This window comes from Acidovorax cavernicola (assembly GCF_003581445.1).
This window is the reverse complement of record NZ_QXMN01000028.1, coordinates 65,689-88,444: the sequence shown is the minus strand read 5'-3', so window position 1 is coordinate 88,444 and position 22,756 is coordinate 65,689. Positions and strand designations below refer to the sequence as shown.

The following is a 22,756-nucleotide window of genomic DNA, read 5'->3' as shown; positions in this document are numbered from 1 at the left end:
AAGCCTTCGATTATGCACTGTTTTTTCAAACCGCGTCAACTTTCGAAGACTTTCTTCACTATCCACAACCAGCACTCCTGAGAGCCCCGATCGCTTCGAACACCAGAGGTATTCAGTAGCGAAGCCCTCTAGTGTATGTCATTTTGGCGCCGCAGCCAGCACAAGATGAAAAGAATCTGCAGAAGCAACCGTCCTTCGCCTTAGAGACGCGCCAAGCAACGCCCGATCTCGCTCAGCGCTTCCCAGGAACCGGACTCACTCCAGCCCTTCTACATATATAGAGATAGAGGCGACACCCTCAAGGCGTAGGGCGCTATCGAGCAACTCCCGCAGCGCCTCAGTCAAACCTCTTCGGCATCAGAGGCGCTCATCAACCTGCGCCGCCTGAGCCCCAAACGATAAGTGCCCGGCAGACATACGTCTGACGGGCACCGAAACCAACTCGAGGCGGCCGAGAACTTCCGCGCTCGGCTCAGCCTTCTTGCTTAGTAGTAGCGCGAGCTGTTCATGCGACGCATCGCTTCGTACAGCGTCGGCATGCGCACCTCTTGCGAGCGACGGTTCATGCGGGCCAGTGCGTCGACCTTCGCGACGGCTTCGACCGGCGCGACGCCGTCCGACTGCTGGCGCCAGACCGCAGCCTGCAGCTCTTGCATGATGCGCGGGTCACTCTGGGCCGTCGCCAGGAAGCGGGCGTCTGCGCGCGCTTCGGCGCGGCGCTCTGCGGCTTCGCGCCACATCGTGGCAAGGCTGCTCTGGCGCACCGAACCGACAAACAGCGCGAACAAGGCAATGGCGGCGACACAGAACACAGTCCATGCGGCGAGCAACGCGCCTTCGTCCCAGTTGGAGACGATCTTGTCGGCAACCACCAGCACGGCGGCCGCGAGGGCCAGCACGAGCAGGGCGATCAGCGGACGGGCGCCATTGGCGCCGGCACGGGCGGCCTGGATCTGGCCGAAGAGAACTTCAGCGCGACGGACGCCGGGATGTTCGGTGGGTTGGTCAACGTGGACAAAGCTGGTCATGATGCATCCCTCCTGGGGACAAGTGGTAATCAGTGGTGGCGAACAAGGCCGATGTCCTGATATTAGGGATTACCCCAGTGTTTGGCTACTTTATCTTTCTGATGTTTATCATTCACACGACTGATGGACGTCAATTTCCGCACATTCGATCTCAACCTCCTGCGCGTCTTCGACGAGGTGATGGCAGAGCGCAACCTCACGCGCGCCGCACGCAACCTGTCGATCACGCAGCCCGCCGTGAGCAATTCGCTGCGCCGCCTTCGCGAGTTGCTGGGCGACGAGTTGGTGCGACGCTCTGGCGCGGGCGTGGAACCGACGCCGCGCGCCCAAGCGCTCTGGCCGACCGTGCGCGACGCGTTGCGCCAGCTGCAGCACACGCTGGCACCGGGCGAATTCGACGCCGGCACCGCTGACACGACCTTTCTGCTGGCCATGGCCGACGCCACGGCCGCCGAACTCATGCCGGGACTGGTGAAGATCGCCGAAAAAGAAGCGCCGGCCATTTCGCTGCGCGTGCTGCCGCTGACCACGCGCGACCCGCGCCGCATGCTGGAGCACGAAGAGGTCGACATGGCGATCGGCTACTTTCCGGCCGTGATTGCGAGCCTGGCGGCGCGCGGCCAGTCGGGGGTGGGAGTGCCGTTCGAGACCCAACGCCTCTACCTAGGCCAATATGTATGTGTGATGCGGCGCGGCCATCCGCTGGCGGCCGAACCGCTGACGCTCGACAGCTACTGCACCGCGCGGCACCTGCTGGTGAGCTTTTCGGGGCGGCCCTACGGTTTCATCGACCAGACGCTGGGCGCCATGGGTCGCGAGCGACGGATCGCGGTGACGGTGAACCAGTTCTTCACCGCCGGACGGGTGGTCTCGAACTCCGACCTGCTGGCGGTGCTGCCGCGTCACTTCGTGAGCGTGACCGGCATCGAGGAGCAACTGGTGGTGCGCGATCTGCCATTCGATCAGCCACCGGTGCACGTGGATGCCATCTGGCACCGGCGCGCCCAGCATGGACATTCCCATGAATGGTTGCGAACGGCGTTGCTGCGCTCGGCGGCCGCGGCGTTCACGGGCTCGGTCCACGGACAGGTGGGGCCGACCCTTTGATTCAAGAGGCGTGCACGAGGCGGCGCCTCCCCGTCAGTTACCTGACGACGCTGAGCCAGGCCGAAGCCGCGGCGCGCAGCTCCTGGGCGTGGTGCGCACCACGACCGGCACGGCTGTCGGCGCTTTCCATCAGCGCGGCAGCGTGGCTGGCGGGGGTCTGGGTCGACGACGAACGGAAGAAGCGGGCCACTTGGGCGAAAAGACTGAACATGACGGTGCGCGGCTCGTGGCTGCGACGGGGTGATTGATGATGGTTCTAGATTAAGGGTAATCCCTAGTAAAGCAAGCCCCAAGTTATGCATCTCATGCATGGTGCGATTCACCTAGACTGATCCGACGATGAAGCTCCAACTGCTCTCCGACCTGCACCTGGAATCCCACCCGCGCTTCCATGCCGATCCCATCCCCGGCGCCGACCTGCTGGTACTCGGGGGCGACATCGGCTCCTACCAGCAAGGTTCCCGCCTGACGGACACCGACTTCGGCCTGGGCCGGTTTTCGCCACGCAAGGGCTGGCCGACGCCAGTGATCTATGTGCCGGGCAACCACGAGTACGACAACCTCGACTTCGACGCCACGCATGCCCGCCTGCGATCGCTGTGCGACGAGCTCGACATCCTCTGGCTCGAGCGCGAAACCCTGGTCATCGAAGGCATCCGCTTCATCGGCACCACGCTGTGGGCCGACTTCGACGCCTTGGTCGAGCCCCGCGACGGCCTGGCCGAAGCGCTCAAGAAGCAAGGCAAGGCGATGCGCGCAGCCGATTTCTATCTGGAGAAGATGGCCACCACGCGCAACGGCAAGCCTTTCATGGCGGCCGAAATGAGAGAGCAAGCGCTCACCTGTCAGGCCTGGCTGCGCGATGCCCTGGCTCAGCCGTATGACGGCACGACCGTGGCCATCACCCATTTCGCGCCCAGCCTGGCGAGCGCCGATCCCCGCTACGGACTCACGCCTGGCACCGCGGGGTTCTGCAATTCGCTCGACGAGTTGCTGCCGCATGCACAGCTGTGGCTGCACGGCCACCTGCACTGCCCGTTCGACTATGTGAAAGACGGCTGCCGGGTGGTGGCCAATCCGCTGGGCTACCGCAGCAACGGGGAGCAGGAGGGGTACCAGCCCCAACTGCTGATCGAGATCAACTGATCCTCGGACGGGCGCCGCCGCTCAGGCGGTGCGCCCCTTGGCCACGAGGCGGATGCCGGGCATGAGTTCGGCCGCGAGCTCGGGCCGCTCCAGGGCGTAGTCGAGGTTCATGCGGGCGATCTCGACGTGCTCTTCACCCAGCGCCTGGGCGCGCGACCCCTGGCCGCGCTCGATGGCCTGCACCATCGCGTGGTGCGTGCGATGCGCCTGCCGCATCCATTGCTGACCCTCTTCCATCGACGACTGCATCGGCAGCATCGCGCTGGGCGCGGCGAAGGGCTGGCCGCCGAGCATGTCCATCACCCGCTTGAGCGCGAGGTTGCCGCAGCCCTCGAGGATCAGCTTGTGGAAGCGGTCGTTCATCTCGACGTAGGCGGCGTAATCGTCGATCTCCATGCTGGGCTTGTTGACGGCGCGGTCGCCGTCTTCCAGGCAGTCCTTCAGGTCGCGCAGCAGTTGGCGCGACACGCCGTCTTCCGCCAGCAGGCGGGCCGCAAAGCCTTCGATGACGCCGCGCACGCGAATCGCATCGGCCACTTCCTGCGAGGTGAAGCGGCGCATCTGGTAGCCGCCGCTGGGCGACTGCTCGATCAGGCCTTCGTGCTCCAGGCTGGCCAGCGCCAGGCGCACCGGCGTGCGCGAGGCGCCGAGCTTCTCGGCCAACGGGATCTCGGCCAACCGCTCTCCGGGCACGAATTCGCCCTTGAGGATCAGGTCGCGCAGTTGCACGAGCACGCGGGATTGTTGGGAGTCCATCGGAAGGCGCCAGGGCAGCAGAGGGGGATGAATGAGCGGATTCTAGGAGACCCGCCCGCCACTGCACGCAGCATAGCCAAACGGGCGCGGTTGTTGCATGCACTCGAATTGAATATGTGTCAAAAACACACAAGCATCCTAGAGTTAACCCTATATATGGCCGCTTCAAGCCCCAAAACGGGGCAAACAAGTCGATGAAAGTTTGACCTTTGTCAAACATCACCAAGACAATGCATACAACTGCATGCAATGCCTGCAGGCCTTCTGACAAAGACCTCTCGATGGAGCCCGCACGATGATCAGCGCCGAGCAAAACGATTTCATCACCCGCGTCGGACCCGGCGCGCCCGCCGGCAAGCTGCTGCGCCGCTACTGGCAGCCGGTGGCCCTGGCCGACGAACTGGCGGGCCCGCGCCCGGTCAAGCCCGTGAAGCTCATGGGCCAGGACTTCGTGCTGTTCCGCGACGAGAGCGGTCAGCTCGGCATGCTCGACCGCGATTGCCCGCACCGCGGCGCCGACCTCGCCTTCGGCCGGCTGGAAAACGGCGGCATCCGCTGCGCCTTCCACGGCTGGCTGTTCGACGCCAAGGGCAACTGCCTGGAAACCCCCGCCGAGCCCGCCACCAGCAAGCTGTGCAGTCGCATCAAGCAGTCGGCCTATCCGGTGGTCGAGAAGGCCGGCATGATCTTCGCGTACATCGGCGAGGGCGAGCCCCCGGCCTTCCCCGACTTCGACTGCTTCGTCGCGCCCGACACCCACACCTTCGCGTTCAAGGGCCTGTTCGAGTGCAACTGGCTGCAGGCGCTCGAAGTGGGCATCGACCCCGCGCACGCCTCGTACCTGCACCGCTTCTTCGAGGATGAGGACACGTCGGAAAGCTACGGCAAGCAGTTCCGCGGCGCCTCGGCCGACTCCGACATGCCGATCACCAAGGTGCTGCGCGAGTACGACCGGCCCGACATCAGCGTGGAGCCCACCGACTACGGCTTCCGCCTGAAGGCGCTGCGCAAGCTGAGCGAAGACACCACGCACGTGCGCGTGACCAACGTGGTGTTCCCCCAGGCCTTCGTGATCCCGATGAGCGCCGAGATGACCATCTCGCAATGGCACGTGCCCGTGGACGACACGCACTGCTACTGGTATGCCGTGTTCACCAGCTTCACCGGCCCGGTCGACAAGCAGCAGATGCGCGACCAGCGCCTGAAGCTGTACGAGCTGCCCGACTACACCTCGCGCAAGAACAAGCGCAACAACTACGGCTACAGCATCGAAGAGCAGCTCACCGAGACCTACACCGGCATGGGCGACGACATCAACGTGCATGACCAGTGGGCGGTGGAGTCGCAGGGCGCCATCCAGGACCGCACGCGCGAGCACCTGGGCAGCACCGACAAGGGCATCATTGCCTACCGCCGCGTGCTGGTGAAGGCGATCGAGGCCACGCTGGCCGGCGAGACCGCGCCGATGCTCATCGACGCCGCGCAGGCCAGCGCCATGACCGGGCCGCCGTCGATCGACGGCATCGGCAAGGTCGTCGATGAAGCCGCCACCGAGGCCTACTGGCAGGACGCCGACCGCGCGCGACGCCTGAAGTCCGACTGGGCCTCCGCCCGCCTGGCTGCCTGAGCACGGCCATGAGCAGCAGCCACACATTCGTCGACCGCTTCGGTCTCTGGTCCGACGATCAGCACGCGCAGGCCAGGGAACTGGTGCGCCGCATCGACAGCGGCGAGGTAGACTTGGTCCGCTTCGCCTGGCCCGACCAGCACGGCATCCTGCGCGGCAAGACGCTGGTGGCCACCGAGGCGCGTTCGGCCTTGTGGGAGGGCGTGAACCTCACCTCCACGCTGCTGGCCAAGGACACCTCGCACAAGACCGTGTTCCCCGTGTTCACGCAGGGCGGCGGCTTCGCCATCGAGGGCCTGCAGGGCGGCGCGGACTTCACCATCGTCGCCGACCCCGCCACCTTCAAGGTCCTGCCGTGGTCGCCGCGCACCGGCTGGATTCTTTGCGACGCGTACATGGCCGACGGCCGGCCCTGCCCCTTCGCAACGCGGCAGATCCTGCAGCGCGCGGTGACGCAGCTCGACGAGCTCGGGCTGGACTTCATCGCCGGCCTCGAGGTCGAGTTCCACGTCTTCAAGCTCGACGACGCGCGCATGGGCCTGGCCGACTCGGGCCAGCCCGGCGAGCCGCCGCGCGTGTCGCTGCTCTCGCACGGCCACCAGTACCTCACCGAGCTGCGCTACGACCGCGTCGACACGCTGATGGAGCTGCTGCGCTCGCAACTCATCGCGCTCGGCCTGCCGCTGCGCTCGCTGGAGATCGAGTTCGGCCCGAGCCAGTTCGAGCTGACCTTCGGCCCCACAGCCGGCGTGATGCCCGCCGACACCATGGTGCTGCTGCGCAGCGCGATCAAGCAGATCTGCCAGCGCGCCGGCCTGCACGCCACCTTCATGTGCCGTCCGAAGATCCCGAACGTGATGTCCAGCGGCTGGCACCTGCACCAGTCGCTGCGCCGCAAGAGCGACGGCGTGAATGCCTTCATGCCCGAGCCGGGCGGGCGCGACCTCAGCGAGATCGGCATGCACTACCTCGGCGGCCTGAAGGCCCATGCCCTGGGTGCGGCTGCACTGGCCAGCCCGACGATCAACGGCTACCGCCGCTACCGCCCCTTCTCGCTCGCGCCGGACCGCGCGATCTGGGCGCGCGACAACCGCGGCGCGATGCTGCGCGTGCTCGGCGGTGCGGGGCAGAACGCCACGCGCATCGAGAACCGCGTGGGCGAACCGACGGCCAACCCGTACCTGTACCTCGCGTCGCAGCTCTTCTCGGGCCTGGACGGCATCCGCCACAAGACCGACCCCGGTCCTTCGGCCGACGCGCCGTATGAAACGCCGGCCGAACAGCTGCCGCGTTCGCTGAGCGACGCCCTCGCGCGCCTGCGCCAGGACGAGATGCTCAACGCACAGATGGGCAAGGTCTTCATCGACTACCTGTGCCACATCAAGGAAGCGGAAATCGCCCGCTTCAACCTCGAAGTCTCGGAGTGGGAACACCGCGAGTACTTCGACATGTTCTGAGCCCTGCCTTCATGCCCACGATCCACTACATCCTCAAGGACGGCACCACGCGCGCTGTCGACGCCAAGATCGGCGCCAGCGTGATGGAGACCGCCATCCGCGGCAACGTGCGCGGCATCGACGCCGAGTGCGGCGGCTGCTGTTCGTGCGCGACCTGCCATGTCTACGTCGACGACGCGTTCCTCGAACTGCTGCCGCCGCCCGACGACATGGAAAGCGCGTTGCTCGACGCCGTCGCGTCCGAGCGCCAGCCCAGTTCACGCCTGAGTTGCCAGCTCAACGTGAGCGCGGCCCTCGATGGCCTCACGGTGCGTGTGCCCGATACACAGGTCTGACCAACGCGTCGGGCATCATCGCCCGCTGCCAAACATCCGGTTACAAGCCAGCGGCGCCCGAGCGGCGCATTCCACTCCCACTGAAAGGCGTTTTTCATGATGACGATGACCAAGAGAACCCTCCTCTCGACCCTGCTGCTCGCCGGCTTCGGCATGGCGGGTGCCGCCCAGGCTCAAAGCGCCGAGCCGCTGCGCATCGGCCTCATCGCGACCTACTCCGGCCCCTACGCCGACTACGGCCGCCAGTTCGACGCCGGCATCGCGCTGTACCTGAAGGAGCACGGCGGCAAGGTGGGCGGGCGCACCGTCGAGATCATCAAGAAGGACACCGCCGGCCCCGCGCCCGATGCCGCCAAGCGCATCGCGCAGGAACTGATCGTGCGCGACAAGGTGAACGTGCTCACCGGCCTGGACTTCAGCCCCAACGCCTACGCCGTGGGCGCGATCGCCACGCAGGCCAAGATCCCCACGCTGGTGATGAATGCCGCCTCCTCGGCCATCACGACCAGCTCGCCCTATGTGGCGCGCCTGTCGTTCACCGTGCAGCAGGTCACCGACCCGATGGCGCGCTACATGCTCAAGCAGGGCGTGAAGGACGCCTACACCGTGGTCGCCGACTACGCCTCGGGCGTCGACGCCGAGACCGCGTTCAAGAAGGCCTTCACCGCCGGTGGCGGCAAGGTTTCGGGCGAGGTGCGCACGCCGATGAACAACCCCGACTTCTCGGCCTACGTGCAGCGCATCAAGGACGCCAAGCCCCAGGCCGTGTTCTTCTTCTTCCCCTCGGGCGTGATGCCGCCGGCCTTCCTCAAGGTGTGGAAGGAGCGCGGCATGGAGCAGGCCGGCATCAAGCTCTTCGCCACCGGTGAGGCCACCGACGACAGCTACCTGGACGCCACCGGCGACGTGGCGCTGGGCCTCGTGACCAGCCACCACTACTCGTTCGCGCACAACTCGCCGAAGAACCAGAAGTTCGTGAAGGACTTCGCCGCCGACAACGGCGCCAAGCTGCGCCCGAGCTACTTCGCCGTGACCGCCTACGACACCATGGCCGCCATCGACCTGGCGCTGGCCAAGACCAAGGGCGACACCGCCGGCGACAAGTTCATGGACGCGCTCAAAGGCCTGAGCTTCGAGAGCCCGCGCGGCCCGATCGAGATCGATGCGGCCACGCGCGACATCGTGCAGACCGTCTACATCCGCAAGACCGAGCGTGCCAACGGCCAGCTCGTGAACGTGGAGTTCGACAAGTTCGAGCGCGTGAAGGACCCGGCCAAGGAAGCCGCTCCCAAGTAAGCAAGCCAACGCCAGCCAGCACGCAGCAAGCAGGAAATTCATGGGTATCGTGATCTTCGATGGAGTGGCCTACGGCATGCTCCTGTTTCTCATCGGCGTGGGCCTGTCCATCACGATGGGACTCATGAATTTCGTCAACCTCGCGCACGGCAGTTTCGCGATGGTGGGCGGCTACGCGGCCGCCGTGCTGATGAACCAGTGGGGCCTGGGCTTCGGGCTCTCGCTGGCCGCGGCCTTCATCGCGGCTGCGCTGGCGGGTGCGGTGCTGGAGTTCGTGTTCTACCGGCGGCTGTACCGCGCGCATCCGCTCGATCAGGTGCTGCTGTCGATCGGCGTGGTGTTCGTCTCGATCGCCGCGTTCACCTACTTCTTCGGCCCGACGATGCAGCCCTTCACGCTGCCGAAGGCGCTCGAAGGCCAGGTGTCGCTGCTCGGCCTCGAGGTGGGCCGCTATCGCCTCTTCCTGATCGGCTGCGGCGTGGCCGTGCTGGTCGCGCTGCTGCTGGGCCTGGGCAAGACGCGCTACGGCGCGATGGTGCGCGCCGCCGTCGACAACCAGCGCGTGGCGGGCGGCACGGGCATCCACGTGCAGCGCCTGTTCTTCCTGACCTTCTCGCTGGGCTGCGGCCTCGCGGGCCTGGGCGGCGCGCTGAGCCTGGGCATGCTGGGGCTGGAGCCGTCGTTCCCGCTCAAGTACCTCGTCTACTTCCTGATGGTGGTGTGCGTGGGCGGCGCGGGCACCGTCACCGGGCCGTTCATCGCGGCGCTGCTGGTCGGCATCGTCGACGTGGCGGGCAAGTACTACCTGCCCGAGACGGGCGCCTTTCTCATCTACGTGTTCATGATCGTCATGCTGCTGGTGCGCCCGAACGGCATCGTCGCCAAGAAGGGGCTGGCATGAAGCCGCTGAGCCTCTCGCCCACGCAATTGCGCGTGGCCGAAATCGCCTTCTGGCTCGCGCTCGCGGCCAGCTTCTTCCTGTTGCCCGACAAGCTCACGCTGATGAGCCAGATCATGATCTTCGGGCTCTTCGCCGTGTCGCTGGACATGGCGCTGGGCTACGCGGGCATCCTCACCGTGGGCCACGCCGCCTTCTTCGGCGCGGGCGCCTATGCGGCCGGCCTGCTCGCCAAGTACGGCTGGAGCGAGCCCTTCACCGGCCTGCTGTTCGCCCTCGCCGTGTGCGGCCTGCTCGGCTACGTGCTGAGCTACCTCGTGGTGCGCGGCGCCGACCTCACGCGGCTGATGATCACCATCGGCGTGTGCGTGCTGCTGTTCGAGCTGGCCAACCGCCTCTCGGGCATCACGGGCGGCACCGACGGCCTGCAGGGCGTGGTGATCGCGCCGGTGCTGGGCCTGTTCGAGTTCGACCTCTACGGCAAGACCGCGTTCGGCTATGCCTTCGGCGTGGTGCTCGCGATGTTCCTGCTCGTGCGGCTGGTGCTGCGCTCGCCCTTCGGCCTGGCACTGCGCGGCATCCACGACAGCCGCAAGCGCATGACGGCCATCGGCTCGCCGGTGGAAGCCCGCCTGCGCATGGCCTATGCGATGTCGGCCGCGGTGGCCGGCGTGGCGGGCGCGCTGCTGGCGCAGACCACGCAGTTCGTCGGCATCGAGTCGATCAGCTTCAACCGCTCGGCCGAGGTGCTGATCATCCTGGTGCTCGGCGGCACCGGGCGGCTGTACGGCGGGCTCATCGGCGCCATCGTCTACATGCTGGTGCACGACTGGTTCGCCGACATGAACCCGCAGTACTGGATGTTCTGGCTCGGCATCTTCCTGATCGCGGCCGTCATGCTGGGGCGCGGCGGGATCATGGGCGCGCTCTCGCGCGTGGTCCGCACGGGGAAGGCGCGATGACATCCAGCACCACGCACGCGCTGCGCACGCAGAACCTAGGCATCCGCTTCGGCGCCTTCCAGGCCGTGAGCGACGTGAACCTGTCGCTCGAACCCGGTGCGCGGCAGGCGCTGATCGGGCCCAACGGCGCCGGCAAGACCACGCTCATCAACCTGCTCACGGGCGTGTTCAAGCCCACCAGCGGCAGCGTCCACCTCGGCGAGCGCGACATCACGCGCCTGCCCGGCGACAAGCGTGCCCGCATGGGGCTGGCGCGCACCTTCCAGATCAACACGCTGTTCCCCAGCCTCACGCCGCTCCTGTCGGTGGTGCTGGCGATCAGCGAGCGCGAAGGCCTGGGCGCCACCTGGTGGCGACCGCTCAAGGGCTGCACCGCCGTCTTCGACGAGGCGCATGCGCTGCTCGCCACGCTGAAGCTCGACAGCCTCGCCGACGTGCCCGTGGCCGAGCTGGCCTATGGCAAGCAGCGGCTGCTGGAGATCGCGCTGGCGCTCGCCGCCAGGCCCCGCATCCTGCTGCTCGACGAGCCCGCCGCCGGCGTGCCGGAAGACGAGAGCGGCGAACTCTTCGAAGCCATCGCCGCGCTGCCGGCCGACATCAGCGTGCTCTTCATCGAACACGACATGAAGCTCGTGTTCCGCTTCGCGCGCCGCATCTCGGTGCTGGTGGGCGGACGCATCCTCACCGAAGGCACGCCCGCCGAGATCGGCGCCGACCCGCGCGTGCGCGAGGTCTACCTGGGAAGCTCGCATCACCATGGCTGAAGCTGCACTCGCTTTCGACCGCGTCACCGCCGGCTACGGCAACGCCGTGGTCCTCGACCGCCTCGACTTCTCGCTGCGGCCCGGCGAAAGCCTGGCCATCCTCGGGCGCAACGGCGTGGGCAAGACCACGCTGCTCGAAACGCTGATGGGCAACACCCGCGTGATGCAGGGCGCGATCCGCTGGCAGGGCACCGACATCACGCGCTGGCCTTCGCACCAGCGCGTGCGCGCGGGGCTGGGCTGGGTGCCGCAGGAGCGCGAGGTGTTCCCCTCGCTCACGGTGGAAGAGAACCTCACGGTCATCGCCCGCCCCGGCAGCTGGACCTTGCAGCGGGTCTACGAGTTCTTTCCGCGCCTGCGCGAGCGACGCGGCAACTACGGCAACCAGCTCTCGGGCGGCGAGCAGCAGATGCTCGCCATCGGCCGCGCGCTGATGACCAACCCGAAGCTACTGCTGCTCGACGAGCCGATGGAAGGCCTCGCGCCGATCATCGTGGAAGAACTGGCGGCGGCGATCCGGCGCCTGTGCGAATCGGAAGGCCTGGCCTCGATCGTGGTGGAACAGCACCCGGTGCTGGCGCTCGACATGACGCACCAGGCGATCGTGCTGGAGCGCGGCACCGTCGTGCATGCGGGCCCGAGCGCGGCGCTCGCGGCCGACAAGGACCTGCTCGAAGGCCTGCTGGGCGTCGGCATCGCCGAAGCGCCGGCCGGCTGAGCACTCAGTTCAGAAGGCCGACCCGCCTCGCCCCCGCGAAGAAGCGCCAGGAGGCCAGGCCGCCAGCGATCACGCTCGCGCCCCACGACAGGCACAGGCAGACCCACAGGAGGAAGGTGAGGCCGATGTCCACCGCGGGTGCGAGGAAGGTCGTGTTCCGCCCCAGCAGCACGTAGGTGCCGAGGTTCCACCACACGGTGTACGGCACCAGGGCCAGGCACAGGCCGTAGACAAGGCTGGCCGCTAGCGGGCCGAGGTGTTCGCGCAGCACCGCCCAGCGCACGAGGAAGAACAGGGCCAGGTCCAGCAGCACCAGCGTCAGCAGGGCGAGGGCCATGATGAGTTCGAAGGTCATGGCCGCACTGTAAGGAGTGCCACGCGCGAAACGACCCGCTGCGTGCCGGCGTACCGGCAGGCGCTACCGCGCGCCGCGGCGCGCGGTACGCATCGCCGGCATCAGCTCAGCATCTGGCCGCGGCTGCCGATCACGGCCACGTCCACGAACTGGCCACCTTCGCGGTTGGAGCGGCCGTAGTTGATCTTCACGCCGCCGAGATCGAAGCTCTCGATGCTCGCCATGCCGGCGAGCACCGCGACGCGCGTCGGCGAAGGGCCGGCGCGGCGCAGGCCTTCGGCCAGCACGGCGGCGTTCATGTAGCCCTCCAGGCTGGTGAGCGAGAAGTCCTTGGTGCCGTTGGCCAGCATGTCGGCCTGGTAGCGACGCACGATCTCGAACTTGGTCGAGTACGGCGACGGCACCACGATCACGAAGCCCAGGCCCTTGGCGAGATCGCCCATGGCCGACAGCGCGCTCGCGGTGATCGACAGGCCGTAGGCCGAGCTGCTGTTGCCCGCGCCGCGCAGCGCCTTCAGGAACACGGGCGCCGTGCCCGCCAGGCCGACCACCACCACCTGCGGCTTGGCCTTGGCGATGGCCTCGGCGGCCGGGCCCACTTCCATGCTCGTGGTATTGGGCGTGGTGGCGATCACCGCCGGCTCCAGCTTGGCCTTGGCCAGCGCGTTCTTGAACGCCGCCAGCACCGACTGGCCCAGCGGGTCGTTCGAGTGCACGAGGCCGATGCGGGTCTGGCCCAGCACGGCGGCCGTGCTCACCAGCTTGTCGACCTCCTGGTCGTAGTTGGCGCGCACCCAGAAGGTGTTGGGCGAGGTCTTCTTGCGCAGCGCGATGGTGCCGGTGATGGGGCCCACCACGGCCATGCCGGGCACCGCGTCCATCACCTCGGCCGTCTGGCGCGTGCCCAGCGGGTGCACCAGCGCGAGCACGCTGCTGTCCTTCTCGAAAGCCAGCGCGTTGGCCTTGGCCACTTCAGGCTTGAAGGTGTCGTCGGCCATCACGAGCTCGACCTTGCTGCCGTGCAGGCCGCCGGCCTTGTTCAGCGCGTTGAAGAACGCGCTGGAGCCCTGGTACAGCCCCTGGCCGTTGGCCTTTTCCACGCTGCTGTTGTCGAAGGTCGTCCCGATGCGGATCGCACGGTTCTGCGCGAACGCCGGAAATCCCAGCCCGGCGCCGGCTGCGGCGGCCGTGGCGGCCAGCCCGGACAGGGCGCGGCGGCGGCTGGTGGAAAGCGGCGCGGTCGACTCGCGCGGCACGGGGACGGTCATGATCAAAGCCTCCAGAGTTCGGTGACAAAAGTTCACATTTCAAATAGAAATGTAACGCACCTCGCCGGACAGCTCATGACAAACCCGAAGGTCTACAACAACTCCTCGCCCACGATGGGCAGCAACAGCCAGTTCTTGAAGCGCAGCCAGAGGAATTCGCCGGGCTCGTCCTCGTGCACGATGTCGCCGCCGGCGTCGTCGTATTCCAGCCACTGCACGCGCCGCCCGCCCGGCGCGAGCCGCAGCCGGTAGCCCAGGTTGACGCGCTCGCCGCCCATGAGCTTGTCGTAGTCCTTCACCAGCAGCGGGCTGTCGATCACGAGCCCCATCTCGGTGTTGACCGCGGCCGAGCGGTGGTCGAGGTTCATCGAGCCGACGAAGAAGCGCTCGTCGTCGATGATGGCCAGCTTGGCATGCAGCCGGCTGATCGACTTGCCGAAATCGCCGAAGCGCCCCGAGCGCCCGCTGAGCGTGGGCGCGATCTCGTAGATGGTGACGCCGATCTTCAGCATGTCGGCGCGGTAGCGCTCGTAGCCCGCGTAGGCCAGCGGCTCGTCGGTGGCACCCAGCGAATTGGTGACGACCGTGATGCGCCCGCCTTGCTCGATGGCCGTCTTCATCATCGCCATGCCGCGCGGGCCCGGAATGAAGTAGGGCGAGCCGATCTTCACCTCGTGCTTCGCCGCCTGGATCACGCCCAGCGCGCCCTCGGTCACGCTGCCGCCGTAGGCCGCCTCGGGCTTGCGCGTGATCTTGTCGGGGTCGTCCACGAACAGCGTGGCCGGCGCCCAGTAGCGGTCGATGCGGCCGGTGGTGAGCTGCTCGCCGACCGGCGACTTGCCCAGCACGTCGCGCTGCTGCATGGGCACGTCGGGCACGGCCGCGCGCGCCAGCACGTCGAAGCGCCGCTGCGCCTCTTCCAGCGGCAGGCGCTGCGGCACGATGCGCTCGATGGGCCACGCATGGTCGCTGTTCCAGTAGCGGTCGAAGCCCTCGGACATGCGGCGCACGATCGGCCCGCTGGAGAGCACGTCCATGTCGATGAAGTTCGCCGCCGTGCTGCGCATGAAGTACTCGTTGGCGATGTTGCGCCCGCCCGAGACCGCGAAGCTGTTGTCGGCCACCAGCAGCTTGTTGTGCATGCGATGGTTGATGCGCCTGAAGTCGCCCAGCGAGAACAGCAGCCGCGCGGGCAGCGAGCCCGCGCGCGAAGGCAGCGGGTTGAACAGCCGCACCTCGATGTTCGGGAAGGCCGAGAGGGTGCTGAACACCTCGTCCTCGCCCGCCGTGTACAGGTCGTCCACCAGCAGCCGCACACGCACGCCGCGCGCCGCGGCCTCGCGCAGTTCCTTGAGGAACAGCAGGCCGACGTCGTCGTTGCTGATGAGGTAGTACTGCACGTCGAGCGACTTCTCGGCATGCCGCGCCAGCGAGATGCGCGCGTCGAACGCGAACGCGGCCTCGGGCAGCAGACGGAAACCCGAAAGTGGCACCGTGCTGCCCTGCGGCGCGTCCTTGGCGGCCAGCCGGCCCAGGTCGGTGTCGGCCACGTCGGTGATCGCGTTCGTGAGCACCGGGTGCGCCTGCGGCGGCGGCAGGCTGGCGCAGCCCGCGAGCCAGGCGATGGCCAGCCCGCTCGACATCAGGACGACGAAGCGACGGAGGCGGGACAAGGCGGCGGCCATGGGTCGCACTGTAGCGCCGCCCTATGATCGGCGGCGCACACAGCAGCAAACGAAAAGAAGGAAAAGACGCGTGCTCAACGGGTTGTGGCTGGGGTTCTTCGGGGTGGCGGCGCTCGCAGCGCTGGGACGGTGGCTCGTCGGCGGCGACCCGACCGTGTTCGCGGCGCTGATCGAGAGCCTGTTCGCGATGGCGCGGCTGGCCGTCGAGGTGATGGTGCTGCTGTTCGGCACGCTCACGCTGTGGCTGGGTTTCCTGCGCATCGCGGAGGCCGCCGGCCTGGTCGGCTGGCTCGCGCGCCTGCTCGGGCCGCTGTTCCGGCGGCTGATGCCGGGCGTGCCGGCGGGGCATCCGGCGCTCGGGCTCATCACGATGAACTTCGCGGCCAATGCACTGGGGCTGGACAACGCCGCCACGCCGATCGGCCTGAAGGCGATGCGGGAGCTGCAGCGCCTGAACCCCGACCCCGTGACGGCCACCAACGCGCAGATCCTGTTCCTGGTGCTGAACGCCTCGTCACTGACCTTGCTTCCCGTCACCATCTTCATGTACCGGGCGCAGCAAGGCGCGAGCGACCCGACGCTGGTGTTCCTGCCGATCCTGCTGGCCACGAGCGCCTCGACGCTGGTGGGCCTGCTCACGGTGGCGGTGGCGCAGCGCCTGCGGCTGTGGGACCCGGTGGTGCTGGCCTACCTGGTGCCGGGCGCGCTGGCGCTGGGCGGCTTCATGGCGCTGCTGGGCACGCTGTCGGCTGCGGCCATCGCGTCGCTGTCGTCGCTCTTGGGCAACCTCACGCTGTTCGGCGTGATCATCGTGTTCCTGGCGGCCGGGGCGATCCGGCGCATCAAGGTCTACGAATGCTTCATCGAGGGCGCGAAGGAAGGCTTCGACATCGCCAAGAGCCTGCTGCCCTACCTCGTCGCGATGCTGTGCGCCGTGGGCGTGCTGCGCGCCTCGGGCGCCCTCGATGTCGCGCTCGACGGCCTGCGCTGGCTGGTGCAGGCGGGCGGCTGGGACACGCGCTTCGTCGACGCCATGCCGACGGCCCTCGTCAAACCCTTCTCGGGCAGCGCGGCGCGCGCGATGCTCATCGAGACCATGAAGACGCAGGGCGTCGACAGCTTTCCCGCGCTGGTGGCCGCCACCATCCAGGGCAGCACCGAGACCACCTTCTACGTGCTGGCCGTGTACTTCGGCGCCGTGGGCATCCAGCGCGCGCGGCACACCGTGTCCTGCGCGCTGCTGGCCGAGCTGGCGGGCGTGGTGGCCGCCATTGCGGTCTGCTACTGGTTCTTCGGCTGAGCGCGGGGCTCGACCACCGGGAACATCGGCTCGAAGGTGTCGAACATCGACATCAGCTCCGCCAGCTTCGCGCGGTCGCCGTCGACTTTCACCTTGCCCGTGAGCATCGCCGCGGGAAAGCTCGTTTCCTTCAACGTGACGGCATCGAGCGTGGCGCGGCTGAGCGTCACGGTGGCGTCGGCGTCCGGCTGCCGGCCGGCGATGTGGGTCAGCGCCGAGTTCTCCAGCGTCAGCACGAACTGCTGGTTCGAATCGGTGAAGTTCCAGTTGATGACCAGCTTCTTGCCCTCCGCCTTGGCCGCGTCGAGCCGCACGCCGAGGAAGTCGAAGAACAGTTCGTTGCTCACCGCCTTGAGCGTGTCGGCGTTGGCGCTGCTGCCGCCTGCAATCTTCGGCACGCCGTTGCGCAGCTCCATTGCGCCCACCAGGTAGGCGCTGCGCCAGGTGCCCGCCTCCGACTGGTAGCCGAGCTGCTCGAGCGCATCGGCGCCGAGTTCGCGCGCCGCGCGGTTCGCCGGGTCGGCGTACACCACCTGGCTCATCGCGCTGGCCACCCAGCGGTACTCGCCCTTCTTGAAGTCCTCGCGCGCACGGGCCACCACCGCGTCGGCCCCGCCCATGTACTCGACCGTCTTCTTCGCCTGCGCCACCGGCGGCAGCGGATTCAGGTTGGCCGGGTTGGCGTCGTACCAGCCCAGGTACTTCTGGTAGACCGCCTTCGCGTTGTGGCGCAGCGTGCCGTAGTAGCCGCGCGTGGACCATTCCTGCTCCAGGCTCGCGGGCATGCGCAGCGTCTCGGCGATCTCGGACGCCGTGTAGCCGTGGTTGAGCAGGCGCAGCGACTGGTCGTTGATGAACTTGTACATGTCGCGCTGCTTCTTGAGCAGGTCGACGACGCGCGCGCTGCCCGTGGTGGGCCAGTGGTGCTGCGCGATGAGCACGTCGGTCTTGTCGCCGAAGGCCACGCGCGCCTCGTCGATGTATTTGGCCCACAGGTTCCCGTCGCGCACCTCGGCGCCGCGGATCGTGTAGAGGTTGTGCATGTTGTGCGTCACGTCCTCGGCCATGTTGAGCACGCGGAACTGCGGCAGGTACATGAGCATCTCGGACGGCGCCTCGGAGCCCGGCACCAGCTGGAACACGATCTGCACGCCGTCGATGGTGCGTTCCTCGGTGGTCTTCTCGACCGTCGAGGTGGGCGCGATCAGCGTCACGCTGCCGCGCGCCAGCGCCTTGCCCAGGCCCGTGTCGACCTGCCCGCGCGGGCCCGGCGGCAGCAGCGTGCCGAACTGGTACTGCGAACGCCGGTTCATCGCGTTGCCCGCGAGGATGTTCTCGGCCACCGCCGACTCCATGAAGCCCGAGGGCGCGATCACCTGCACCTTGCCGGCGGCCACGTCGGCCTCGCTGACCACGCCCTTCACGCCGCCGAAATGGTCGGCATGGCCGTGCGTGTAGATCACCGTGCCCACCGGCTTCTTCGGGCGGTGCTGGTAGTACAGCTCGAGCGCGGCGCGCGCGGTCTCGGCGGCCAGCAATGGGTCGATCACGATCAGCGAGGTGTCGCCTTCGACGATGGTGACGTTCGCCAGGTCGAAGCCGCGCACCTGGTAGACCCGGTCGGTCACCTTGAACAGGCCATGGATGGCATTGAGCTGCGCCTGCCGCCACAGGCTCGGGTTGACCGTGTCGGCCGCCTCGTTCGCCTTCAGGAAGTCGTAGGGCTTCATGTTCCAGACCGGGCGCGGGCCGCTGCCGGTCACCAGCGCATCGGGCACGGTGCCGATGAAGCCGCGCATCGCGTCCTCGAAGTCCTGCCGGTTGGCAAAGGGCAGCGTCTTCGCCATGTCGGCATTGGCCTTCAGCGTGACGGGCTCGGCCGCCTTGGGCGCCACCGCCGGCTGCGCCGTGGCGGTGAAGGCGCAGGCCCAGGCGACGAGGGCCAGGGAGAAACGGGCGGGGAAAGCAGGAGCAATGCGGGTCATCGATGTCTCGGGGTTGTGGTCTGTCGGACGACCGGGCGCAGGGACGCACCGGGAGGCGGTGGCCGATTCTCGGAAGCGCTCAACCCCTTGGCAAATGCAAAATGTGATCTTGCTTTTTAACCAAAACGCAAAATGCAGCTGCGCCACCTCCAGCACCTGATCGCCCTTGCCGAGCAAGGCAGCTTCGGGCGCGCCGCGCAGGCGGTGCACCTGTCGCAGCCCGCGCTGTCGCGCAGCATCGACGCGCTGGAGCAGGCGCTGAAGGCCCGCCTCGTCGACCGCGCCTACGGCACCGTGCGCTTCACGCAGGCCGGCGAGCTGGTGCTGGCGCGGGCCCGCGAGCTGGTCGCCGACGCGCGGCAGATCCAGCAGGAAGTGCAGCAGCTCGAAGACCTGTCCCTCGGCTCGCTCGCCGTCGGCCTGGGGCCGTTCGCGGCCGGCACGCTGGGGCGCTCGGCGCTGTCGCTGATGACCCGGCAGCACCCGCGGCTGCGGGTGCGCATGGAAGTGGCCGACACCGCCACGCTGTGCGAGCGCCTGCACCGGCGTCAGCTCGACCTGTTCGTCGCCGACACGCGCGATCTGCAGGCGCAGTCGGGCCTGACACTCACGCGACTGCCCGACCTGCCCGTGGCCTTCTTCGTGCGACCGCGGCACCCGTTGCTGGACACGCCCGGCAAGGTCACCCTGGCACAGGTCATGGAACACCCCGTGGCCGGCCCGCGCCTGCCGATCGAGGTGGCGGCGCTGTTCGAGCGGCAGCTGGACCACCGCGGCGATCGCGGCGTCTTCAACCTGACCTGCGACGACCTGGGCACGCTGCGGCACCTGGCGCTGACCGCCAACGCCGTGATCCTTGCGCCTCACGCACCCCATGCGCCGGGGCTCGACGCCGAGACGGAAGCCCTCGTGCCGCTCGCCGTGACCGGCCTGTCGCGCATGCGCACCCACTACAGCCTGGTGACGCTGGCGGGGCGCACGCCCTCGCCTGCGGCCACGGTCTATGCCCGCCTCGTGACCGAGCTGATGGACCCGTTCCAACGCGGCGATGGTGGCTGAGCCAAAATGTCCCTTCCTCCGCCGCTCACCGCCTTGCCGTCAGTTCTCCCGTGACCACCTCCCGCCGGGCCCAGCCCCCCACCTTCTCGCCCGGCGAATTCCGCAAGGCACTCGGCATGTTCGCCACCGGCGTGACCATCGTCACCGCGCGCGCGGCCGACGGCAGCCTGGTCGGGCTCACGGCCAACTCGTTCAACTCGGTGTCGCTCGCGCCGCCGCTGGTGCTGTGGAGCCTGGCGCGCGCGGCCGCCTCGATGTCGGCGCTGAGCGCCGGCTCGCACTACGCGGTCAACATCCTGGCGGCCAACCAGAAGACGCTGGCGGAGCGCTTCGCCACCAAGAACATCGACCGCTGGGCCGACGTGGCCTACACCGAAGGCCTGGGCGGCGCGCCGGTGCTGCAGGGCGCGGCTGCGAGCTTCGAGTGCTTCAACCGCAGCCGCTACGACGAGGGCGACCACGTGATCTTCGTGGGCGAGGTGGAGCGCTGCACGCACGACGCCGACGCCTCGCCGCTGCTGTTCCACGGCGGGCGCTTCTATACCGAGCATCCCTTGTGAAGCACCCCGCGCTGCTGGCCGTCCTGCTGCTCGCCGCGCGGATCGCCACGGCGCAGGGCACGTCCGAGCCGCCATCGCCGCTGCGGCAGAACTGGTTCGACGATCCGTTCTTCCAGGTGTCGGCCGGCCTGCCCGCCTGCGCCATGCCGCAGGGCCCCTACTACACCGCCGAGGAGCGCCGCGCGCAAACCCATTCGCGGCTGGAGCGCGGCACCAGTTGCTGGCTCGCCGGCAAGTGCACCGACAGCAACGCCTACCGCTACGACAAGCCGCTCGCACCCAAGGTGCGCGCCGCCCTGCAGGCGGTGCCGGGCGTGCGCCGGGGCAGCGTGTGGGTCACCATCCAGCGCCGCTGGGTCTACCTTCAGGGCTGCGTGCCCGATGCCGCGCTGGCCCGCAGGCTCGAACGCGCGGCGCGCACCGTGCCCGACGTCGAGACCGTGGTGCCCGACCTGATGGTGGGCACGCGCGGCCAGCCGCCCTACCCGCAGGCCGGACACTGAGCGACGCCGCACGGCGATTGCGCCGACGGGATACGATCATCGGATGAATTCGGCGGCCCTTTTGCCGCCGCTGTCGCCACCGATTGACCGCGAATGATCCAGCGCAAGACCCACCTCGACTCCCTGGCCATCGGCCTGCTCATCGTCTGCTGCGCGTTCTGGGGCCTGCAGCAGATCCTCATCAAGACCACCGTGACCGAGGTGCCGCCGCTGTGGCAGGCCTCGATCCGCATGGTCGGCGCCGTCACGCTGCTGTGGCTGTGGTGCGCGGTGCGGCGCGTGCCGCTGTTCGAGCGCGACGGCACGCTGTGGCCCGGGCTGCTGGCCGGCCTGCTGTTCGCGGGCGAATTCGCCGGCATCTACCTGGGCCTGCAGCACACCAGCGCCTCGCGGCTCACGGTGTTCCTCTACACCGCTCCCTTCTGGGTGTCGCTGCTGCTGCCGCGCTGGGTGCCGGCCGAGCGGCTGCGCGGCTTCCAGTGGCTGGGCCTGTTCATCGCCTTCGCGGGCGTGGTGCTGGCCTTCAGCGAGGGCTTCGGCCACATGAGCTCGTCGCAGCTCATCGGCGACGGCATGGCCCTGGCGGCCGGCATGCTCTGGGGCCTGACCACGCTCACGCTGCGCACCACGCGCCTGGCCACGGCCAGCGCCGAGAAGACGCTCTTCTACCAGGTGGCCGTGACCGCCGCCGTGTGCCCCGTGCTGTCGCTCGCGCTGGGCGAGAGCTGGGGCTTCTCGTACTCCGCCTGGGCCTGGACCTCCATCGCGCTGCAGACGGTGGTGGGCGCCTTCGCGAGCTACCTCACGTGGATGTGGCTGCTGCGGCACTACCCGGCCACGCAGATGTCGTCCTTCACCTTTCTCACCCCGCTGTTCGCGCTGATCTTCGGCGTGGCGCTGCTGAAGGAGCCGCTGACGCTGCAGCTGGTGGTGGCGCTGATCGGCGTGGCGCTGGGCATCGTGCTGGTGAACCGGCGGCCTGCGGTACAACGCTTGGCATGAGCACGAAGACCCCGACCCGATTCCAGCCCGTCCTCGACGAGATCGTCGCCATCCTGCGGCCCCAGCTCGGCCAGGGCGGCACCGTGGCCAGCTACATCCCCGCGCTGGCGCGCATCGACGCGCGGCAGTTCGGCATCGCGCTGCGCACCTGCGACGGCGAGGAAGCCGGCGCGGGCGACTTCGAGACGCCCTTCTCGATCCAGAGCGTGTCCAAGCTCTTCACGCTGACGCTCGCCATGCAACGCATGGGCGACGCGCTGTGGGAGCGCATCGGGCGCGAACCCTCGGGCAACCCGTTCAACTCGCTGGTGCAGCTGGAGAACGAGCAGGGCAAGCCGCGCAACCCCTTCATCAATGCCGGCGCCATCGCGGTGGCCGACCGGCTCGTGAGCCAGGCGAAAGCCAAGGGCGGGAGTGCCAAAACGGACATCCTCCGGCTCATGAGCAGCCTGTGCGGCGAGCCCATCGCCTTCGACGGCGAGGTGGCGCAGTCGGAGGCCGACACGGGCTTTCGCAACGTCGCGCTGGCCAACTTCATGAAGAGCTTCGGCAAAATCGACAACGACGTGGCCGAGGTGCTCGACACCTACTTTCACCAGTGCGCGCTGCGCATGAGCTGCCGCCAGCTCGCGCGCGCCGCGGCCTTCCTGTGCCGCGACGGCGCGCACCCGATTGCCGGCGAGCCCGAGGTCACGGGCGAGCGGCAGACGCGGCGCATCAACTCGCTCATGCTCACCTGCGGCACCTACGACGCCGCCGGCGACGTGGCCTTCTCGATCGGCCTGCCCTGCAAGAGCGGCGTGGGCGGCGGCATCGTCGCGGTGGTGCCCGACCAGCTCACGCTGTGCGTGTGGTCGCCGGCGCTCGACGCGACCGGCAATTCGCTGCTGGGCATGAAGGCCCTGGAGCTGTTCGTGGCGCGCACCGGCCTGTCGGTGTTCTGAG

23 protein-coding genes are annotated in these 22,756 nt (G+C 68.1%); 16 read left to right on the top strand and 7 right to left on the bottom strand.

Annotated features, from left to right (window positions below; genetic code table 11):
* Window positions 1-485 precede the first annotated feature (485 nt).
* A complete protein-coding gene (locus tag D3H34_RS20910) occupies window positions 486-1,028 on the bottom strand; it encodes a hypothetical protein (protein WP_119556166.1) in 543 nt (180 codons plus the stop codon).
* A 123-nt stretch (window positions 1,029-1,151) separates the two neighbouring features.
* Between D3H34_RS20910 and D3H34_RS20905 the strand changes: the two genes are divergently transcribed.
* Entirely contained in the window at window positions 1,152-2,135 is a 984-nt protein-coding gene (locus tag D3H34_RS20905; RefSeq protein ID WP_119556165.1) for a LysR family transcriptional regulator, read from the top strand.
* Window positions 2,136-2,172: 37 nt separating this feature from the next.
* Here D3H34_RS20905 and D3H34_RS34300 read toward each other — a convergent pair whose 3' ends face one another.
* Window positions 2,173-2,346, bottom strand: coding sequence for a hypothetical protein (locus D3H34_RS34300; protein ID WP_167481247.1), 174 nt, complete (start codon window positions 2,344-2,346; stop codon window positions 2,173-2,175).
* Window positions 2,347-2,474: 128 nt separating this feature from the next.
* On the opposite strand from D3H34_RS34300, the gene D3H34_RS20900 reads away from it, so the two are divergent.
* Window positions 2,475-3,281 (top strand): metallophosphoesterase, encoded by an 807-nt coding sequence (locus D3H34_RS20900; RefSeq protein ID WP_119556164.1) that lies wholly within the window; start codon window positions 2,475-2,477, stop codon window positions 3,279-3,281.
* 21 nt (window positions 3,282-3,302) lie between these two features.
* Here the strand turns inward: D3H34_RS20900 and D3H34_RS20895 are convergent, their stop codons facing one another.
* Window positions 3,303-4,037, bottom strand: a complete 735-nt coding sequence (locus D3H34_RS20895; RefSeq protein WP_070061340.1) for a GntR family transcriptional regulator — start codon at window positions 4,035-4,037, stop codon at window positions 3,303-3,305.
* Window positions 4,038-4,332: 295 nt separating this feature from the next.
* On the opposite strand from D3H34_RS20895, the gene D3H34_RS20890 reads away from it, so the two are divergent.
* From D3H34_RS20890 to D3H34_RS20855, 8 genes are all read left to right on the top strand, one after another.
* The gene (locus tag D3H34_RS20890) at window positions 4,333-5,664 is read left to right on the top strand and encodes an aromatic ring-hydroxylating dioxygenase subunit alpha (protein ID WP_119556163.1); all 1,332 of its coding nucleotides are present in this window, start codon (window positions 4,333-4,335) and stop codon (window positions 5,662-5,664) included.
* 8 nt (window positions 5,665-5,672) lie between these two features.
* Window positions 5,673-7,121, top strand: a complete 1,449-nt coding sequence (locus tag D3H34_RS20885; protein ID WP_119556162.1) for a glutamine synthetase family protein — start codon at window positions 5,673-5,675, stop codon at window positions 7,119-7,121.
* A gap of 11 nt (window positions 7,122-7,132) precedes the next feature.
* A complete protein-coding gene (locus D3H34_RS20880) occupies window positions 7,133-7,456 on the top strand; it encodes a 2Fe-2S iron-sulfur cluster-binding protein (RefSeq protein ID WP_119556161.1) in 324 nt (107 codons plus the stop codon).
* Between the two features lie 99 nt (window positions 7,457-7,555).
* Window positions 7,556-8,752: an ABC transporter substrate-binding protein gene (locus D3H34_RS20875; RefSeq protein WP_119556170.1), complete on the top strand. Its 1,197-nt coding sequence runs from the start codon at window positions 7,556-7,558 to the stop codon at window positions 8,750-8,752.
* A gap of 40 nt (window positions 8,753-8,792) precedes the next feature.
* On the top strand, window positions 8,793-9,653 hold the full coding sequence (locus D3H34_RS20870; RefSeq protein WP_056574479.1) for a branched-chain amino acid ABC transporter permease: 861 nt from the start codon (window positions 8,793-8,795) through the stop codon (window positions 9,651-9,653).
* Window positions 9,650-10,612, top strand: a complete 963-nt coding sequence (locus D3H34_RS20865) for a branched-chain amino acid ABC transporter permease (protein ID WP_119556160.1) — start codon at window positions 9,650-9,652, stop codon at window positions 10,610-10,612. Before D3H34_RS20870 ends, D3H34_RS20865 begins: the two co-directional genes overlap by 4 nt.
* On the top strand, window positions 10,609-11,376 hold the full coding sequence (locus D3H34_RS20860) for an ABC transporter ATP-binding protein (RefSeq protein ID WP_119556159.1): 768 nt from the start codon (window positions 10,609-10,611) through the stop codon (window positions 11,374-11,376). Before D3H34_RS20865 ends, D3H34_RS20860 begins: the two co-directional genes overlap by 4 nt.
* Entirely contained in the window at window positions 11,369-12,094 is a 726-nt protein-coding gene (locus D3H34_RS20855) for an ABC transporter ATP-binding protein (protein WP_119556158.1), read from the top strand. Before D3H34_RS20860 ends, D3H34_RS20855 begins: the two co-directional genes overlap by 8 nt.
* 4 nt (window positions 12,095-12,098) lie before the next feature.
* On the opposite strand, the gene D3H34_RS20850 is transcribed toward D3H34_RS20855, so the two are convergent.
* The 3 genes from D3H34_RS20850 to D3H34_RS20840 form a co-directional block, all read right to left on the bottom strand.
* Window positions 12,099-12,449: a hypothetical protein gene (locus D3H34_RS20850; RefSeq protein WP_119556157.1), complete on the bottom strand. Its 351-nt coding sequence runs from the start codon at window positions 12,447-12,449 to the stop codon at window positions 12,099-12,101.
* Window positions 12,450-12,550: 101 nt separating this feature from the next.
* Complete coding sequence (locus D3H34_RS20845; protein WP_119556156.1) at window positions 12,551-13,717, bottom strand: ABC transporter substrate-binding protein; 1,167 nt, start codon at window positions 13,715-13,717, stop codon at window positions 12,551-12,553.
* Window positions 13,718-13,809: 92 nt separating this feature from the next.
* Window positions 13,810-15,390 carry a phospholipase D family protein gene (locus D3H34_RS20840; protein WP_286186000.1) on the bottom strand — a complete coding sequence of 527 codons (1,581 nt, stop codon included), beginning with the start codon at window positions 15,388-15,390 and terminating at the stop codon, window positions 13,810-13,812.
* A gap of 82 nt (window positions 15,391-15,472) precedes the next feature.
* Between D3H34_RS20840 and D3H34_RS20835 the strand changes: the two genes are divergently transcribed.
* On the top strand, window positions 15,473-16,702 hold the full coding sequence (locus tag D3H34_RS20835) for a nucleoside recognition domain-containing protein (protein ID WP_119556154.1): 1,230 nt from the start codon (window positions 15,473-15,475) through the stop codon (window positions 16,700-16,702).
* Here the strand turns inward: D3H34_RS20835 and D3H34_RS20830 are convergent.
* Entirely contained in the window at window positions 16,684-18,687 is a 2,004-nt protein-coding gene (locus D3H34_RS20830; RefSeq protein ID WP_119556153.1) for an alkyl/aryl-sulfatase, read from the bottom strand. The genes D3H34_RS20835 and D3H34_RS20830 overlap by 19 nt on opposite strands.
* A 132-nt stretch (window positions 18,688-18,819) precedes the next feature.
* Between D3H34_RS20830 and D3H34_RS20825 the strand changes: the two genes are divergently transcribed.
* The 5 genes from D3H34_RS20825 (at window position 18,820) to D3H34_RS20805 (ending at window position 22,755) form a co-directional block, all read left to right on the top strand.
* Window positions 18,820-19,746, top strand: coding sequence for a LysR family transcriptional regulator (locus D3H34_RS20825; RefSeq protein ID WP_119556152.1), 927 nt, complete (start codon window positions 18,820-18,822; stop codon window positions 19,744-19,746).
* Between the two features lie 50 nt (window positions 19,747-19,796).
* A complete protein-coding gene (locus D3H34_RS20820) occupies window positions 19,797-20,306 on the top strand; it encodes a flavin reductase family protein (protein WP_119556151.1) in 510 nt (169 codons plus the stop codon).
* Window positions 20,303-20,809: a BON domain-containing protein gene (locus tag D3H34_RS20815; protein ID WP_119556150.1), complete on the top strand. Its 507-nt coding sequence runs from the start codon at window positions 20,303-20,305 to the stop codon at window positions 20,807-20,809. The genes D3H34_RS20820 and D3H34_RS20815 overlap by 4 nt, the downstream gene beginning before the upstream one ends.
* 93 nt (window positions 20,810-20,902) lie before the next feature.
* Complete coding sequence (locus D3H34_RS20810; RefSeq protein WP_119556149.1) at window positions 20,903-21,811, top strand: DMT family transporter; 909 nt, start codon at window positions 20,903-20,905, stop codon at window positions 21,809-21,811.
* Window positions 21,808-22,755 carry a glutaminase gene (locus D3H34_RS20805; protein ID WP_119556148.1) on the top strand — a complete coding sequence of 316 codons (948 nt, stop codon included), beginning with the start codon at window positions 21,808-21,810 and terminating at the stop codon, window positions 22,753-22,755. Before D3H34_RS20810 ends, D3H34_RS20805 begins: the two co-directional genes overlap by 4 nt.
* Window position 22,756: the final 1 nt, after the last annotated feature.